This is a genomic window from Prevotella jejuni (assembly GCF_900187995.1).
GTDB lineage: Bacteria > Bacteroidota > Bacteroidia > Bacteroidales > Bacteroidaceae > Prevotella > Prevotella jejuni.
The window spans coordinates 26,890-42,321 of record NZ_FZNZ01000007.1 but is presented as its reverse complement, the minus strand read 5'-3'; the positions used below and the strand labels follow the sequence as shown (position 1 = coordinate 42,321).

14 protein-coding genes are annotated in these 15,432 nt (G+C 40.2%); 10 read left to right on the top strand and 4 right to left on the bottom strand.

Going from position 1 to position 15,432, the window contains the following annotated elements; genetic code table 11:
- The first annotated feature begins 11 nt into the window (after positions 1-11).
- The 3 genes from CHB62_RS03585 (at position 12) to CHB62_RS03575 (ending at position 4,358) form a co-directional block, all read left to right on the top strand.
- Positions 12-1,631: a RagB/SusD family nutrient uptake outer membrane protein gene (locus CHB62_RS03585; RefSeq protein ID WP_089365741.1), complete on the top strand. Its 1,620-nt coding sequence runs from the start codon at positions 12-14 to the stop codon at positions 1,629-1,631.
- 423 nt (positions 1,632-2,054) lie between these two features.
- Positions 2,055-2,966 carry a helix-turn-helix transcriptional regulator gene (locus CHB62_RS03580; RefSeq protein WP_089365740.1) on the top strand — a complete coding sequence of 304 codons (912 nt, stop codon included), beginning with the start codon at positions 2,055-2,057 and terminating at the stop codon, positions 2,964-2,966.
- A gap of 150 nt (positions 2,967-3,116) precedes the next feature.
- Positions 3,117-4,358: an SGNH/GDSL hydrolase family protein gene (locus CHB62_RS03575; RefSeq protein WP_089365739.1), complete on the top strand. Its 1,242-nt coding sequence runs from the start codon at positions 3,117-3,119 to the stop codon at positions 4,356-4,358.
- 330 nt (positions 4,359-4,688) lie between these two features.
- Here CHB62_RS03575 and CHB62_RS03570 read toward each other — a convergent pair whose 3' ends face one another.
- The 3 genes from CHB62_RS03570 to CHB62_RS03560 all read right to left on the bottom strand — a co-directional run bounded on the left by CHB62_RS03570 (position 4,689) and on the right by CHB62_RS03560 (position 7,726).
- Positions 4,689-5,495 (bottom strand): PoNe immunity protein domain-containing protein, encoded by an 807-nt coding sequence (locus tag CHB62_RS03570; protein WP_089365738.1) that lies wholly within the window; start codon positions 5,493-5,495, stop codon positions 4,689-4,691.
- 37 nt (positions 5,496-5,532) lie between these two features.
- Positions 5,533-6,255, bottom strand: a complete 723-nt coding sequence (locus tag CHB62_RS03565) for a hypothetical protein (protein WP_089365737.1) — start codon at positions 6,253-6,255, stop codon at positions 5,533-5,535.
- A 223-nt stretch (positions 6,256-6,478) separates the two neighbouring features.
- Positions 6,479-7,726, bottom strand: coding sequence for a hypothetical protein (locus CHB62_RS03560; RefSeq protein ID WP_089365736.1), 1,248 nt, complete (start codon positions 7,724-7,726; stop codon positions 6,479-6,481).
- A 409-nt stretch (positions 7,727-8,135) separates the two neighbouring features.
- On the opposite strand from CHB62_RS03560, the gene CHB62_RS03555 reads away from it, so the two are divergent.
- From CHB62_RS03555 to CHB62_RS03525, 7 genes are all read left to right on the top strand, one after another.
- Positions 8,136-8,600: an energy transducer TonB gene (locus CHB62_RS03555; protein WP_089365735.1), complete on the top strand. Its 465-nt coding sequence runs from the start codon at positions 8,136-8,138 to the stop codon at positions 8,598-8,600.
- Between the two features lie 12 nt (positions 8,601-8,612).
- Entirely contained in the window at positions 8,613-9,095 is a 483-nt protein-coding gene (locus CHB62_RS03550; protein ID WP_089365734.1) for an energy transducer TonB, read from the top strand.
- A gap of 362 nt (positions 9,096-9,457) precedes the next feature.
- Positions 9,458-10,975 carry a 2,3-bisphosphoglycerate-independent phosphoglycerate mutase gene (gpmI, locus tag CHB62_RS03545; RefSeq protein ID WP_089365733.1) on the top strand — a complete coding sequence of 506 codons (1,518 nt, stop codon included), beginning with the start codon at positions 9,458-9,460 and terminating at the stop codon, positions 10,973-10,975.
- 146 nt (positions 10,976-11,121) lie between these two features.
- A complete protein-coding gene (locus CHB62_RS03540) occupies positions 11,122-11,658 on the top strand; it encodes a tail tape measure protein (protein WP_089365732.1) in 537 nt (178 codons plus the stop codon).
- A 278-nt stretch (positions 11,659-11,936) separates the two neighbouring features.
- The gene (locus tag CHB62_RS03535; protein ID WP_009010914.1) at positions 11,937-12,239 is read left to right on the top strand and encodes a hypothetical protein; all 303 of its coding nucleotides are present in this window, start codon (positions 11,937-11,939) and stop codon (positions 12,237-12,239) included.
- Between the two features lie 162 nt (positions 12,240-12,401).
- The gene (ung, locus tag CHB62_RS03530) at positions 12,402-13,067 is read left to right on the top strand and encodes a uracil-DNA glycosylase (protein WP_089365731.1); all 666 of its coding nucleotides are present in this window, start codon (positions 12,402-12,404) and stop codon (positions 13,065-13,067) included.
- A 309-nt stretch (positions 13,068-13,376) separates the two neighbouring features.
- The gene (locus CHB62_RS03525; protein WP_009010916.1) at positions 13,377-13,967 is read left to right on the top strand and encodes a DUF3109 family protein; all 591 of its coding nucleotides are present in this window, start codon (positions 13,377-13,379) and stop codon (positions 13,965-13,967) included.
- Positions 13,968-14,151: 184 nt separating this feature from the next.
- Here the strand turns inward: CHB62_RS03525 and CHB62_RS03520 are convergent, their stop codons facing one another.
- Positions 14,152-15,036 (bottom strand): helix-turn-helix domain-containing protein, encoded by an 885-nt coding sequence (locus tag CHB62_RS03520; RefSeq protein WP_089365784.1) that lies wholly within the window; start codon positions 15,034-15,036, stop codon positions 14,152-14,154.
- Positions 15,037-15,432 lie beyond the last annotated feature (396 nt).

The following is a 15,432-nucleotide window of genomic DNA, read 5'->3' as shown; positions in this document are numbered from 1 at the left end:
AAGGGAATAATATGAAATATTCAATAAATAAATTCACCGCAGGGGCTTTTATTGCAGTAGCTGCTATAACAGCTTCTTGCTCCAGTGATTATCTCAATGTATCACCAGCAGAGTCGGCTGAGCCTTCTGCAGCATATGCTAATACAAGCAATGCGCGTAACACCTTGAATGGTATTGCAAAGTCGATGACTGTACAGCAGTACTACTATGGTCAAGGATTCGCAGGTGAAAATGCGATAATGCGTCTATATGAGAATCTTCCAAGTCAGAACTATAACTATAACCGTTATGCTTCAGGTTGGGCTCCTATCCATAATCAGACATTCCACTTCCGTTCAACAAGTATCTATGATTCTTATGCGTGGACTTATTACTATCAGATCATTAACAATGCAAATGCTCTCCTTGCAAATATTGATAATGCTAAGGGTACTGATGCTGATAAGAAGTTTATCAAGGCTTCTGCATTGACTTTCCGCGCATACGCATTTGAGAAGTTAGTACATTACTACTGCTATCGTTGGCAGGATAGTAACAATGGTGCTTCTACGGGATTGCCTTTGCGTCTTGACACTTCTACGGGTGAACTGAAGGCTTCTACACTTGCTGAGACTTATGCTCAGATTTACAAGGACTGTCAGGAGGCGATCAAGCTCTTCGGTGAAAGTGGTGTGACACGTTCAACATCAGAGTGTTGGATTCCTGATTTAAATACAGCTCACGCTGTCTACGCACGTGCTGCTTTGACTCGTCAGGACTACGCTACTGCTTTGGCGCAGGCTAAATTAGCTGAGGATGGTCGTCCTTTGATGACAGGTGAAGCATACGCAGCTGGTTTCTATAAGCCAAATGATGAATGGATTCTTGGTAGCTATGGCGATGCAAGTGAGCAAAACTGGTATTGGGCTTATGGTGTACAGGGCGCTTGTAACGGTCACTATGCAACTACGCAGAGTACGGGTGCTGGTACTATTGGTCATGAGTTGATTACTCGTATTCCTAATAATGATGCTCGTAAGCAGCTCTTTATCACTGCAGATAAGTTCCGCAGCATTGATATTACTGACAATGCACAGGTAAACCAGACCTATGGTATCTTAGGATCGGGTAATGAGAGTGTGTTGGCACAGGCTGACTCTATCGTTAAGAAGCACCAGATATCTGGTCTCTCTGCTGCTTATGCATCAGGTTATATCTACTTGGATGGCCAAATGAAGTTCTGGGTAACAGCACAGCCAGGTGTTAGTTATCTTCCTTTTATCCGTTCAAGTGAGATGGTTCTCATCGAGGCTGAGGCTAATTATTTCTTGGGTAACACAGCTGCTGCACAGGCTGCATTGGTTAAACTGAATGCTGGTACAGGTCGTAACGCAAGCTATACATGTACGAAGACTGGTACTGACCTCTTTGATGAAATCAAGGATTACCGTGAGGTTGAACTTTGGGGTGAGGGCTTTGCATGGAGTGATTACAAGCGTTGGAACATTCCTGTTGTTCGTCACTCATTTGCTGAAGGTGGTAATGCACACGCTGCTGTTGCAAAAACAATTGCAGTAGGCGACGGAAATAAGTGGACTTGGGTAATTCCACAGAACGAGATCGATTATAATGATCTTGTGAAGAACAAATAGGTCTTATGTTATTATAAATGTAAAGGCAGGGAGAACAGGTTTCTTTCTGCCTTTCTTTGTTTTTAACTCAAATCGTTTATTAGCTTCTAAACATATATTGTTTTATTACAGAGAAGATTGTTTGTCTCTCTAAAACTAATTTTCCTGTCATTCCTGTCATCCAAAGTACTTGTCTAACTCGTTAGTCTACAATAGGGTTATGTGAAATGTTAAAAGTGACAGCAAATCAAAATAAAACTTTTCTTGTATGGTGTATAAATATCTCGCTCTTGGTAGGGAGTCATTATCTCTTGCTATGAGAAGAGCCTTTTGTTATTGAGGGTAGTGTCAGTGGTTAGGTATGATTCGGCATAAAAAAGTGTTGCAGAGATTAATAAAAGTGTTGTTTCTGCGTTATATACCATATATCTATTCATTATAAGAATGAGATTCGATAAATTAAAGAAGCAGTTAGAGCTTTTGATTCTATTGTCTGACGGACGTAACTATACGGTCGAAGAGTTGTGTGAGCGGATGGAGTTGTCGCGAAGGAATTTCTATTACCTACTTGACTTCATCAAACATGCAGGTTTTATCGTGTTCAAGAATCAAGGCTATTACCATATTGACCGTCGATCTCCTTTCTTCACACAGTTGCTGCAAACAATTCAGTTTACAAATCAAGATGTGAAGACTATCCATAGTGTGCTGACGATAGCGGGTAATGACAGCGAAATGGTAAACCAACTAAGAGAGAAGTTAGAGAACACTTATAATTTCTCTGTATCCATAAACTCGCCCATACATAAGCAAATGGATAGTAACATAAAACTCTTGCGCAAGGCAATGGCAGAGAAGAAGACGGTTCGCTTAATCGGTTATTCAAGTCCGCATAGCCATACACTAAAGGACCGACTTGTGGAACCTTACCTTTTGTTAAATAACAATGAGGATGTACGCTGTCATGAATTGGTATCGAAACAGAACAAGACATTCAAGGTATCGCGTATGGAAGGAGTAGAAATATTAGATTCCCCATGGCTACATGAAGACAAGCATAGGCAGGTGTTCACGGATATCTTTATGTTCAGTGGTGAAGAACATCACCGTGTAAAACTACGTTTAGGCCAATTGTCACATAATCTCTTTAAGGAAGAATATCCACAAGGGGCGCATTATCTTACACCGAATGAGGATGGCTCGTGGCTCTTAGACATAGAAGTCTGTGACTATCGTGGTTTGGGTAGATTTGTTCTCGGGCTTTTCAAAGATATCGAAATCATCGACGGAGATGGTTTTAAGAAATACATGAGGGAGGAAATAAAGAGCCTCATCAATTCGTTAAACCTACAGTAACATGATTTAGGAAATTTATCCTTTATTGCATTATACATCAAAATATATCATTATTTATCATCATCCTTCCACCAACAGAGATACGCTTTCTGATAGTTCTCATTTTCAGAAGACATTAAGGAGGACTTGGGAGGAAATAAATTCAGGACAATGTTTACACGTAAGATTTTATTCGTTTTATTACTTTTTATCACACTCAACACTTATGCACAGCAAGAACGTTGGGTAGGTACATGGGCTTGTGCGCCACAGACAGTAGACAAGGGCTTTATGCCTTATAACAATCAAATGACCAATCGTTCCGTACGACAGGTGGTGAAGGTGAGTATCGGTGGTCCTGTTATTCGTTTGCAGTTGAGTAATGAACTGTCTTCTGAGCCTGTTGAGATTACCAGTGTTTATATTGCAAAGGCTGGAGAAGGGTCAGAGATACAGAAGAATTCAGCTAAGTATCTCCGTTTTAATAATAAACGTCGGGTAACGATACCTGCTGGTAAGGCTGCCTTTTCTGATGCGTTGAAATTCGATTTACAACCTTTGGAACGTTTGTCAATTACGATTAACTATCTTAAAGCACCAAAAGAACCTACTGTTCACATGGGTTCACGTACTACATCCTATATATTACGTGGTGTGACAAATGCTAATACTGATTTCTCAACAGCTTTCAAAGAGGATCATTGGTTTAATATTTCTGCTATTGATGTCCTTGATGCCTCTGCTTCCAGCGTGGCCATCCTTGGTAATAGTATTACCGATGGAAAGGGTTGTGTGACAAATGCACAAGACCGTTGGCCCGACTTTATGTCTGCCGTACTAAATGGCGAACATGACCCAAAGAGTCCCCAAACAGGTGTATTGAATCTTGGTATTGGAGATAATCGTATTCTCTCCGTAGGTTTAGGACAGCCAGGAAAGGAACGATTCGATCGTGATATCTTGGGACAAAGAGGACTTCGTGCCGTAATCATCTTCGAGGCTATTAATGATATCGGTACGTCAACCAATCCAGAAGAAACTGCTCGTCAGTTGATTGAAGCCTATCAAGTGATGATTAAGAAGGCTCGCCAACGTGGCTTGAAGGTTTATATGGGTACGATAACTCCTTTCAATGGCTGTAAAGGCTACTTTACAGAGGCACGTGATGCAGCACGTAAGACGGTGAACGAATGGATAAGAACAAACCATGAAATCGACGGTTTCATCGATTTTGATGTACTCATGCGTGACCCTTCATCACCCGACCGTTTGCGTAAAGAGTGGCAGATTGGTGACTGGTTGCATCCCAACCCTAAGGGTTATAAGGCGATGGGAGAATATGCTGCCAAGAGACTCGAAGAGTTGAATGTACCAACTCCCTCCAGTCAACGACCATTGACAGAAAGGAAGTAATAACATCCACATCGTTCGACTCCTATACGATAATGTCTATCATTCTTACTGAAAATGAAAATCTACTTTAGAATGATAGACATTCTCTGTTTATGGCAAAGCAAAATCTCTAAATAAAGTTTCCTGTCATATCTGTCATCCATTATAGCCCTTTAAGTTATTAATATACAGTGGACTTACACGAAATGTTAAATGTGACAGCAAAAGAAAATAAAACTAATTTCGTAATATTATGTACTATATTCTGACCGTAATAGATGCTATCACTTCCTAATTTAGAAAAGTCTACTGCTTCGTATATTCCAAGATGAAAGCAGTATCTGATCATTATTACTCATCGTTAGTTGTATAGTCTTCTTCCCAATGCACCATGTCATAAGGATAAAATGGATTATCCTTTAGGTCAGAATCATCTATGCGTAGTATCTTTGCGACAGCTGCAACCTCCCAAGCCCAGTAACCACGATAGCAGCTTGTCTTCAAATGATTATTATACCAAGGGGCATCTTTGTTCAAGTTATACCATTTCCCGATGTAATCTATCAAAGCTTTCTTCGCAGCTTGTGCATCAGACAACTGTGTTAATTTGAAAAGCCCTTTATACAACTTAGGGAAGGCAAGCTTATTTACATGCGTTTGTATCTTATCCTCGCCCATCCGAGCGTTCAGCATAAACCAGAGTAAAAGGTCTGGAGTCCAATCAGCTGGCTTTGCCTGATTATCTACCCGTTCCACATAATCAATAAGCTGCTGAAACTCTGCACAGGAAACGTTTAGTAGAATACCTAACGAAACTCGTTTCAGGATTTCAAAATATATTGGGTCATCAATAGCAAGACCCGCTATAAAGTACTCCAAAGAATTTGAATATATTCGTTTTAATTCCGTCATATTCGCATCCATAGAATACTTTATTTCTATTTCAGAGATGTACTGTTCTCCTAATGACCAATGTAAGTATACGGTGTCTAACCTTTTGTTGGTATTCGCTTCCAATATTAATCTCTCGGTTTCACCTTTTTCTTTCGCGAGTTCTATCAACATATTGCTAAAGAATTTCCTATTCTTTATTTTATCCCTAATAGGTTTATCTTGCTTCTGTTTAGCATGGCTAAAGAAATAATCAAATATACCCATAACTTATTCTTTTATTAGGAAATACAATCCAATAACATTATTGCTGTGTTGGTATTGACGAGGAACTCTTAGAGTCATGATATAATTTCTCTATACTCTTCCAATCAGTAGGAGTATCATCCCGAATTATTTCAACAGCCTTCTGGATATATAATGTTTCTCCATTAATCCCATCAATGAGATAAATGTCATTCCTATTATCTTTCCAATGAGCACAGACTATATAAATCGGTCGCTTAATATACTCTCGTTCTTCATAACGTCTTACACTAAACACTTCCTTCTTATCCATGAGATTAATACCATATTGGTGCAACATTTTTACTTTTAATGAATCTATGCTAAACTTATAAGGCAAATCATAATCTACATATTTTACTTCATGTCCATGACCATCGAATTGATATCCTTTACCTACTGGCATTTGGTAAAGGTATGCACAATATGCCGTTATATTTCCCACTGTGTTATACAGATAGATATATTCGTATGGAGAGTCTCTATATGTATGAGACTCTCGAAAGCCTGCAAAGGAGTTTTTTTCGTATTCATCTCTTAATTCTATAAGCTCACCCAACTTTCCTTCTTTGCGTATACGATAAGCTGTAGGACTTTTTCTTGCTAACCTCTTATACTCCTCAATATCAAATCGCTTATATCTTAAAGAATCCTTGTCACTATTATTACCTAAATTATCTTGCCCAACACATGTTGTCGCAAACAATAATAACCATAGAATTACCGATAACTTACTCATCATTAAATATTCTTCTTTTTAATTATGATTCGTGATATGCCACACACACACTTACATTATTGCGATTATAGATTTCTACTCTGCATGGGAATAATACCTATCTAAAGAATAAGAAAGGCTTACTCTGCAGTCAGCTCGAGGACTCTACTTGAACCCTCGTTGGCTGAGAGGACCATCAAACCTACCTTCATCAAATAGTCACCTGTGTACCTTTGTCCATTACAAGTTAATGATGACGTCGTGTTAGGCATAAGGCTGATTTATCCTCTGCTGCAAGTTCTATATCTGCTTCAGGAAGTTCTTCTTGTGACTTTTCCATCTTCTTTTTCATTCTACTTTTAATCGATCTGATGGCTTGTGACGTACAACAGAAGGCGTCGGCTTTCTGCTCGTCGGTCATCCCGTTGTGTTCCATTATATAGTAGAATGTCTCCTTAGGAGTGAACGCATATCGAGGATTATTGAGGATATAAGCAAGGTCGTAATCGAAGTTAGGCATTATAGCGTTGAGAGCCTGCTGTTCACGTTTACCCATCTGTGAGATATTTCCACCTTTTAGAATGGTGTAGAGTGTGTCTATCCCCAACTTAGTTTGTTCGATGGAATCGGCTGTTTTTGTGTCTCCGTTATGTGTAGGAGTTTTCTGTTTCAACTGTTCTAACTCATTGATTTTACTGTCAACTTCAGCCTTCATCTCATCTATCGTTGCATCTTTTCGGCGGAGCAACTGCTGAATATTCAGCTCTGTCATCTCTTGTTGTCTGCGATAGGTATGTAGCTGTTGGCGCATACGACGGCGGAACCATACAACGATACCAGATGTAAGGAGTATCAAGATGATAACAAGATAAGCTATATAGAGTTGAAGTTGCAAGGCTTTACGTTGTGCGATAGCCACTTCATAACGGTCTTGTATCTGTATAATCTCAATATCTTTCTCCGGTGAAACCGATAAAATTTGATGTTTTTCAATGCGTGTTCGCAGTTGATTAATACTCTTCTCTTGGTCTTTACGAATACGAGGCTTGAAGGATTCAGCCTTCTTTACGTACAACAGGGCAGAGTCACGTTGTCCGATTTGGTTGAAAACAGAGGCTTTACCGAGGTAAATATCCGTCAGTCTGTGACTCTTCTTACTATCATTTGCATAACGAGCAGTATGGGCGAAGTAGTCAAGTGCCAATTTATAAGCACCATTTTGGGCATTCAATAGAGCAATACGATAGTATGTAGCAAACTTCAAAGAGTCTTCTGTTACGTTGAAAAGGTGCTTTTCTGCCGATTTTAGCTGATACATCGCATTCCTTGTGTCATGTTTAGCCATGAAGAAAGCAGCGCTATCGAGCCTCATCCGAGTGATTCCATCGTCTGTTGCAGGATAGTTAGGTAGTTTTCTTTGGCTGCATGAAAGCAAAGTCAAAAGAGTAATCAGTAGTAAAATCGGTCTTTTCTTCATATTTGCAAAGATACACATTCTACTGCGTATTGCCAAATTAGGGTGGGAGGAAAGGGGACGAAAAGCTACCTTAAAGGTTGGTAAAGTGCGAAAACGAGGGAACTTTTATATGCTTTATTGTGTCAAAGAAGTGAAGTTGTTAGTTGTAAATTATTGATAGTCAAATGTTAACTTGTTTTACATGTGTCAACTCTAATGGGGCTATTGCATTGCATTATATTCTTCTTTACCTTTGCATCGACAATAAGTTCCAATATATGTCATCTGCAATTCATAAACCTGCGGCGGCGTGATTGCGTTTAAGCGTTGGCGCAGGTTTTACTTTAAGAATGTTCACAAGACTCTTCAAAGTGAAGAGTTTGTTTATAATAATCTCTCGAAAGGCTGCGTTTAGTAGCTGTAAAGGAGAATAAAACAAAAGGTTTATATGATGAAACGAATATTGTTTGCAATATCACTTAGTATCTGTATGGCAGCAACTGTAAATGCTCAACAGGAAAAGATGTCGATGAAATCTTATGAAAATGAGGTTCGGAAAGATACAATCGATACCTTAGAAGTAAAAAACGAAAGGCATAAAATATTTGATTGTTGGTTTCCTCCAATGCCATCTTTCCCAGGTAATATCCAACAATTCCTTCGTGCTCACCTTGTATGGCCAGCTGGTCGTAAGAACAAAAAGGTTGAAGGAAAGGTGATTGTTAAGTTTTATATAGAACGTGACGGCACTTGTTCTCAGTTCAAGATACTTCGTTCGTTGAGTCCTGCTTTTGATACAGAGGCGTTAAGGGTATTGAAGTTAATGCCGAAGTGGAATGTGGATTCAACGGCTAAGGGTGGGACTTGGTTTATTTTGCCTGTTAGATTTAAGAAGCAAAAAAGTCAACTTTAAAAGTATATTGTCATGATAAAGAAATTGTTGTTAGTCCTATTAGTAAGTTTGTTTGCTGTTGGTAATGTCAATGCGCAGAAGCAGAAAAGGTCGATGAAACCGAAGAAAAAGGAACAAATAGAGCAGCCTTATTGTGCGGAACCAGCCTTTGATCCTTGTAATGACACCTTGAATGTGGATACCTTAGGTGCAAAGATGTTCGAAACTGTTGAGGGATTGAAACCTTCATTCCCAGGTGATCTTTTCAAATTTATAGCGGCACATCTTCAGTATCCTCCTGAATTGGCAGAATGCTCAGTTTCGGGAAGAGTCGTAATAAAGTTCTTTGTGACCCCTTCTGGTCGTTGCTGTCTGTTCAGGGTTATGCGTTCTGTAGACCCATACCTCGACAGAGAGGCACTCAGAGTACTCAAGCTTATGCCTGCGTGGAAATGGGAAAGACGACCGAAGCAAGGAGTTTGGCAGCTTGTACCAATCATTTTCAGATTATTATAAGCCTGCAAAGTTCTGTTTATAGCTATCTATCACAAGATTATTTATCGTTAACGAGACAGCGGTCCATGCTCCGCACCACTCATGCTGGGTGTTATCATGTCATTTGAGGATAAGTGACAAGAGCGATAACAGTCATGCTAAGAACTCTCAACTCATATCCTTTCACATCACAAAAGCCTTATTTTCAGACTGTTATCATCTCAAATTAGACTTTCGATGGATAGGAGAAAGAACGGAGTAGACCTATATCTCTCATTCAATACATTTCCCCTTCAAATTTCCACAGGCTTTTTGCACCCATCTTATACTTTTATCGTACCTTTGCAGGAACGAAGATAAAAACAATATATAAAGGTAAAATTATGGCAAAGAAAGCTTTATTGATGATCCTTGACGGATGGGGTAACGGTAAGCATGGTAAGGGTGATGTTATCTATAACACGCCAACTCCATACTTAGATTATTTGAATGCAGTTAGTGCACACTCTGAGTTGCAAGCATCAGGCGAGGATGTAGGTCTGCCAGACGGCCAGATGGGTAACTCTGAGGTAGGTCACTTAAATATAGGTGCAGGTCGTATTGTTTATCAAGACCTCGTAAAGATTAACAAAGCATGTCAGACAGGTGACATCTTGAAGAACCAAGGTATCGTCGATGCATATAGTTATGCACAGAAGACAGGTAAGAAGCTTCACTTGATGGGTTTGACCTCTACAGGTGGAGTTCACTCTTCTCTCGATCACCTCTTCAAGCTGATTGAGATTGGAAAGGAGTACAACCTCAAGGATGTTTACGTTCATTGCTTTATGGACGGACGTGACACTGACCCAAAGAGTGGTGCTGGTTTCGTTGGAGACATCCAGAAAGTGTGTGACGTAAATGGCGCACATATTGCTTCTGTCGTTGGTCGTTTCTATGCAATGGACCGTGACAAGCGTTGGAACCGTGTGAAGGAAGCATACGACTTGCTCGTTGAAAGCAAGGGTGTACAGGCTACTGACATGGTTAAAGCGGTTGAGGCAAGCTATGCAGAGGGTGTGACAGACGAGTTTATCAAGCCTATCAACAACTCTTCTGTAGATGGAACAATCCAGGAGGGTGACGTCGTTATCTTCATCAACTTCCGTAACGACCGTGCTAAGGAGTTGACCGAAGTACTCACACAGCAGGATATGCCAGAGGAAGGGATGCACACAATAAAGGACTTACAGTACTACTGTATGACTCCTTACGATGCTAATTTCAAGAACGTTCATGTCCTCTTCCCTAAGGAGAACGTAATGGACACCTTAGGTGAATACCTCAGTAAGCTCGGTAAGAAACAGCTTCATACAGCCGAGACAGAGAAGTATGCACACGTAACCTTCTTCTTCAATGGTGGTCGTGAGCAACCTTACGAGGGTGAGGACCGCATCTTAGTTCCTTCTCCAAAGGTGGCAACATACGACTTAAAGCCTGAGATGAGTGCTTTCGAAGTGAAGGACAAGCTCGTTGGTGCTATAAAGACACAGGAGTACGACTTCATCGTTGTGAACTTTGCTAACGGTGATATGGTGGGTCATACAGGTGTTTATAATGCTATTGCAAAGGCTGTTTGGGCTATCGACCACTGCGTTGAGGAGGTTGTTGAGACTGCAAAGGCTAACGATTATGAGACGATTATCATCGCTGACCATGGTAATGCAGACAACGCAATCAATGAGGATGGCACACCAAACACGGCTCACTCACTCAACCCAGTACCATTCATCTATGTTACAAACAACAATTCTGCAACAGTGAAGAATGGTCGTTTGGCTGACGTTGCACCTTCTATCCTTCATATTATGGGCTTAGAGCAGCCTGCAGATATGACAGGTGAAAATCTTATTACAGATTAATCAAAAGTTAATTATATTAAATTAGGCAAATCCCAAAGGTCTTTTATGGCTTTTGGGATTTGTTTTTTATTACCTTTGCCACTGTGTGTCTTACTGTTGACTCACCCATAATTAGGTGTTAGTATTTATTTTTAAGATTAAAGACAATGAAGAATCGTAAGTTAGTATTATCATTAGTAGCCCTTGCAGGACTCTCTTCTCTCAGCGCACAAGCACAGACCAACAATACAGAAAAGCCTCATGAGACTATCATGCAGCGTGTTGACACGTTGGCAAAGAAGGTTGGTGCTGCCGTTAAGCAGGCTGAAACTACTGAGAAAACAAAGCTCAACGCTGACAAGAAGAGAATTAAGACAGACCTTGCCAACGACAAGCAGAAAATAGACAAGGTTTATCAGGATAATAAGGAGAAGTTCGATACAGACGTAAAGAATGCTGAGAACGGCCTTGCCAAGGGCGAGCAAAAAGTAAAGAATACCTATCGTAAGGACAAAGCAAAGGTTAAGCAGGGTATTGCTAAGGATAAGCAGAAAGTAAGAAACGCATATCGTAAGGACAAGGCCAAGGTTAAGGCTGGTGTAAAGAAGGTTAAGCAAGGTCTTGCTAAGGACGGACAGAAAATCAAGAACACTTATAACAAGGACAAAGCAAAGGTTAAAGCGTTCTTTAAGAAGAAGAAGTAATTGACTTAGATAGAGACAATTAATTCATTGAAGATAAAAGAGTCGTGTTCATTCACGGCTCTTTTTGTTTGGTGATTTAGAAGAAAAAAAGCATAAATCACGGTTTACATAAATTCACTAAACAAATGGTTAAATTGTAATAAATCTAAAATTCACAAACACAACGAGCTTTTTTTGCCGTTGGAAAATCTTTTTTCATTACCTTTGCGACCATAAGGATTTATATCCTTTTCGAGTTTTATAGGTATTAAAGTGTAATTTTTAAACAGTAAAAGATTATGGATTTTAAGAAAATAGCATTATCATTCGTAGTAGCATTCAGCGTATGTTCACTCAGTGCACAGGCTCAGAGCCAGTGCTCAAAGAAGTGTGACAAGGCTCCTAACGAGCAAGTAGAGAAGCAAGCTAAGCAGTGTCCACAGAGCGGTAAGGCTTGTGACGAGAAGGCACAGAAGGCATGCGACAAGCAGAGCAAGGAGTGTTCAAAGGATAAACAGGCTTGCTGCAAGGGCAAGAAAGACGCTAAGAAGCCTCAGCGTAGCTGCTGTAAGAAGCAGGCTCAGCCTAAGAAGAACAAGTAATAGATTAACTTGAATAGAAGAAAGTCGTGTCGAAAGGCACGACTTTTTTGTTGTTATCAGAACTTTATCGTACTTTTGTAGTAACAAAACTGCGTGTAATAAGACGAGATAAGTAAATCTTCTCTATCGCTCCTATTACGCTTATAGACAACAATCATAGCTATGGATGTAAAGATAGAGCCTTCATGGGCAACACAATTAGGGGGAGAGTTTGAGAAACCCTATTTCCTGCAGTTGATAGAACAGGTGAAACAAGAGTACGCTCAGTTCCCCTGCTATCCTCCAGGAAGACTGATTTTCAATGCTTTCAATCTCTGTCCTTTCGATAAGGTGAGGGTTGTGATAATCGGTCAGGACCCTTATCACGAGCCTGGACAGGCAATGGGATTGAGCTTCTCTGTGCCTGATGGGATACAACTCCCGCCATCACTGCAAAATATCTATAAGGAGATTGCAGCCGATTTGGGTACTCCTATCCCACAATCAGGCGATCTTACGCGATGGGCTAAGCAGGGAGTTCTCTTACTGAATGCAACACTTACCGTTCGTGCCCATGTTGCTAACAGTCATCAACGATTAGGATGGGGACTCTTTACAGACGCTGCCATCAAGGCGCTCAGCGATGGTCGAGAGAACTTAGTATTCATGCTTTGGGGCGGATTTGCACGGAGTAAGAAGGCACTTATCGACCAACAGCGTCACTGTGTCATAGAGAGTGTACACCCTTCTCCACTCTCTGCGAACCGTGGAGGGTGGTTTGGACAGCATCAATTCTCACGTTGTAATGCCTACTTAACCGCTTGTGGACTGCAAGCGATTGAGTGGTAAGTAGAGAGGTCGACGAGTTTTAGGGTTGACAAGTTGCTTATTATTAGGCTTATAAGGCCCATTAGCCTAATAAGCCCAATAAGAAAAGAATAATCAAATAAGCTCTTTATAGTCCCGAAAGAATGTTAGGACGGAATTATTCTCACGAAAAAAAGAATTTATTTTCATGAAAGAAAATATTTCTTTTCATGAGAGAAAATATTTTTTTTCATGAAAATAATTTGAAGAACAAGACTGAGACTGTAAGAAAAAACTGTTAGGTGAACAGTAAGACACAGTTAGGAATGAAATAATTTAGCGCAAAGAAAGATGGTAAATACGTATGATCATATCTTTATGGTGGGTGATGTGCTTGTCTCACCAGACATAATTAATGTGAAGTTCTGCTGCGATCTTGACAAGTGTCATGGTCAATGCTGCATTGAAGGAGATGCTGGCGCACCCGTAACCTTGGATGAGACGATGGAAATAGAGAATGTCCTCGACACTGTTTGGGGCGATTTGTCGGCTTCTGCACAGGCTGTTATCGACAAGCAGGGTGTTGCCTATACCGATGAAGAGGGCGATTTAGTGACGAGTATCGTAGGTGGTAAGGACTGTGTCTTCACCTGCTATGAGAATAACTGTTGTCTTTGTGCTTTAGAGCGTTCCTATCGTAGTGGCAAGACAGGCTTTGTAAAACCTATTTCCTGCTCATTATATCCTATCCGAGTAAAGGAATTTAGCAATGGAACCTGTGGTATTAACTACCACCATTGGCGCATCTGTGCCGATGCAAGAAAGAAAGGGGAAGAGCTGAATCTTCCCTTATATAAGTTTTTGAAGGAGCCTCTTACACGAAGATTTGGCAAGGAATGGTATGACGAGTTGTGCGAGGTTGCGGAACAGTTGTTAGGCTAATTACTATTAGGATTATGAGCCTTATGGGCCTTATTGGGCTAATTATCTTATTAGCCCTATGAGGCTTATAGGTCTAATAAGGCCAATTATATTATTTGCCTTATGAGCCTTATGGGCCTTATTAGGCCAATTATCTTATTAGCCCTATGCGGCTTATGTGCCTAATAAGGCCCATAATCCCCTATTATCCCTTCCTAAACCTTGAAGGACTAACGCCCACATGCTCCTTAAAATATTTCCCTAAGAAGCTCTGATTAGCAAAGTTGAGTTCCTCAGCAATCTGCTTGATGCTCATTGTCGTATTCCTTAACATCACGAGTAACTCACGTGTTACGTAGGAGTCAATCCACTCACTCGGTGTTCGCCGACTAACACTACGAACAGTCTCAGAGAGGTATTTCGAGGTGATACATAGCTGTTGGGCATACCAACCGACACGACGTTCCGTGCGGTAGTTCTTCTCCACCGACTGAATAAACTTATGAAAGATAACCTCTGCGCGTGTCTTTGAGTCGTCACCTATTTGCTGGAATCGATAGATAACATTACTCATATCGATGATAAGGGCCTTGAGCATGGTCATAACCAGCTCACGACGGAAACGATGACCAGCATCTTCAATCTTCCTTTTGATGCGCTGTACATCGTTCTCCAAGGCCTTTGTCTGTGCATTATTAAGGTGGAAAACAGGGTGAGTACGGGCAAAGAGGAAGAGAGCTGCCAGTTCGTGAATACCACTTACGATGTTTTGAAAGAAGTCATACGACATGATTAACGCTATACCCTCGCAATCAGGCGAGAGATGATAGTCGGCTACAACCTGTTCTTCACTAATGATAATGACATCTCCAGCACTCACTTTATGTTCCTTAGTATCAACAGTATATTGTGCACTACCGCCAGTACAGAGTGCAAGAAAGAGTGACTTCATGCGAGAAGCACTTGCAGGAAGTGGTACTTTGGTGATATCCTCGAAGAGAATAATATCATTGTCAATGTAGTCACCATCAGGATATACAAGTTTAGCCTGTGCTACATTAACTTCACGGAGTCGTATGTTTCTGTTCATATCCTCATTATTTGGGCCTACAAATATACTCATTTATTTCTTTTTAAGAGAAATTTATGTAGAGAAAAGAGCTATTAGAAGAGAGAATATAAGTGTTTATAGGAGTAATATAGACAATTAATAATTTTTTGAAAGGGACTTTTAGCATAGTTTTAATACGCTATCTACACAATAAGATAAGGTGTTTAAGTAAGCTGAAAGAACTGATTTTCAGGGGTATTATAAGTATCATAGCAATATATTCAACCATCAATAGCCTACGCATTAACCCATAATGTAAAATTAGAAGACGGATAGTAAGGTCTTTTTATGACTATCGTCAAAAAAGAGAAAATAGCAGAATAACAAAGGTGAACCATGTATTTACTTATGGTATAACGCAAATATTTCTTGCTT

Excerpts from the sequence above, each read along its gene's own strand:
- CHB62_RS03525 (WP_009010916.1), top strand. The coding sequence starts at position 13,377 with ATGGTAAATACGTATGATCATATCTTTATGGTGGGTGATGTGCTTGTC.
- CHB62_RS03585 (WP_089365741.1), top strand. The coding sequence starts at position 12 with ATGAAATATTCAATAAATAAATTCACCGCAGGGGCTTTTATTGCAGTA.
- CHB62_RS03580 (WP_089365740.1), top strand. The coding sequence starts at position 2,055 with ATGAGATTCGATAAATTAAAGAAGCAGTTAGAGCTTTTGATTCTATTG.
- CHB62_RS03560 (WP_089365736.1), bottom strand. The coding sequence starts at position 7,726 with ATGTGTATCTTTGCAAATATGAAGAAAAGACCGATTTTACTACTGATT.
- CHB62_RS03535 (WP_009010914.1), top strand. The coding sequence starts at position 11,937 with ATGGATTTTAAGAAAATAGCATTATCATTCGTAGTAGCATTCAGCGTA.
- CHB62_RS03570 (WP_089365738.1), bottom strand. The coding sequence starts at position 5,495 with ATGGGTATATTTGATTATTTCTTTAGCCATGCTAAACAGAAGCAAGAT.
- CHB62_RS03520 (WP_089365784.1), bottom strand. The coding sequence starts at position 15,036 with ATGAACAGAAACATACGACTCCGTGAAGTTAATGTAGCACAGGCTAAA.
- CHB62_RS03575 (WP_089365739.1), top strand. The coding sequence starts at position 3,117 with ATGTTTACACGTAAGATTTTATTCGTTTTATTACTTTTTATCACACTC.
- gpmI (WP_089365733.1), top strand. The coding sequence starts at position 9,458 with ATGGCAAAGAAAGCTTTATTGATGATCCTTGACGGATGGGGTAACGGT.
- ung (WP_089365731.1), top strand. The coding sequence starts at position 12,402 with ATGGATGTAAAGATAGAGCCTTCATGGGCAACACAATTAGGGGGAGAG.
- CHB62_RS03540 (WP_089365732.1), top strand. The coding sequence starts at position 11,122 with ATGAAGAATCGTAAGTTAGTATTATCATTAGTAGCCCTTGCAGGACTC.
- CHB62_RS03555 (WP_089365735.1), top strand. The coding sequence starts at position 8,136 with ATGATGAAACGAATATTGTTTGCAATATCACTTAGTATCTGTATGGCA.
- CHB62_RS03550 (WP_089365734.1), top strand. The coding sequence starts at position 8,613 with ATGATAAAGAAATTGTTGTTAGTCCTATTAGTAAGTTTGTTTGCTGTT.
- CHB62_RS03565 (WP_089365737.1), bottom strand. The coding sequence starts at position 6,255 with ATGATGAGTAAGTTATCGGTAATTCTATGGTTATTATTGTTTGCGACA.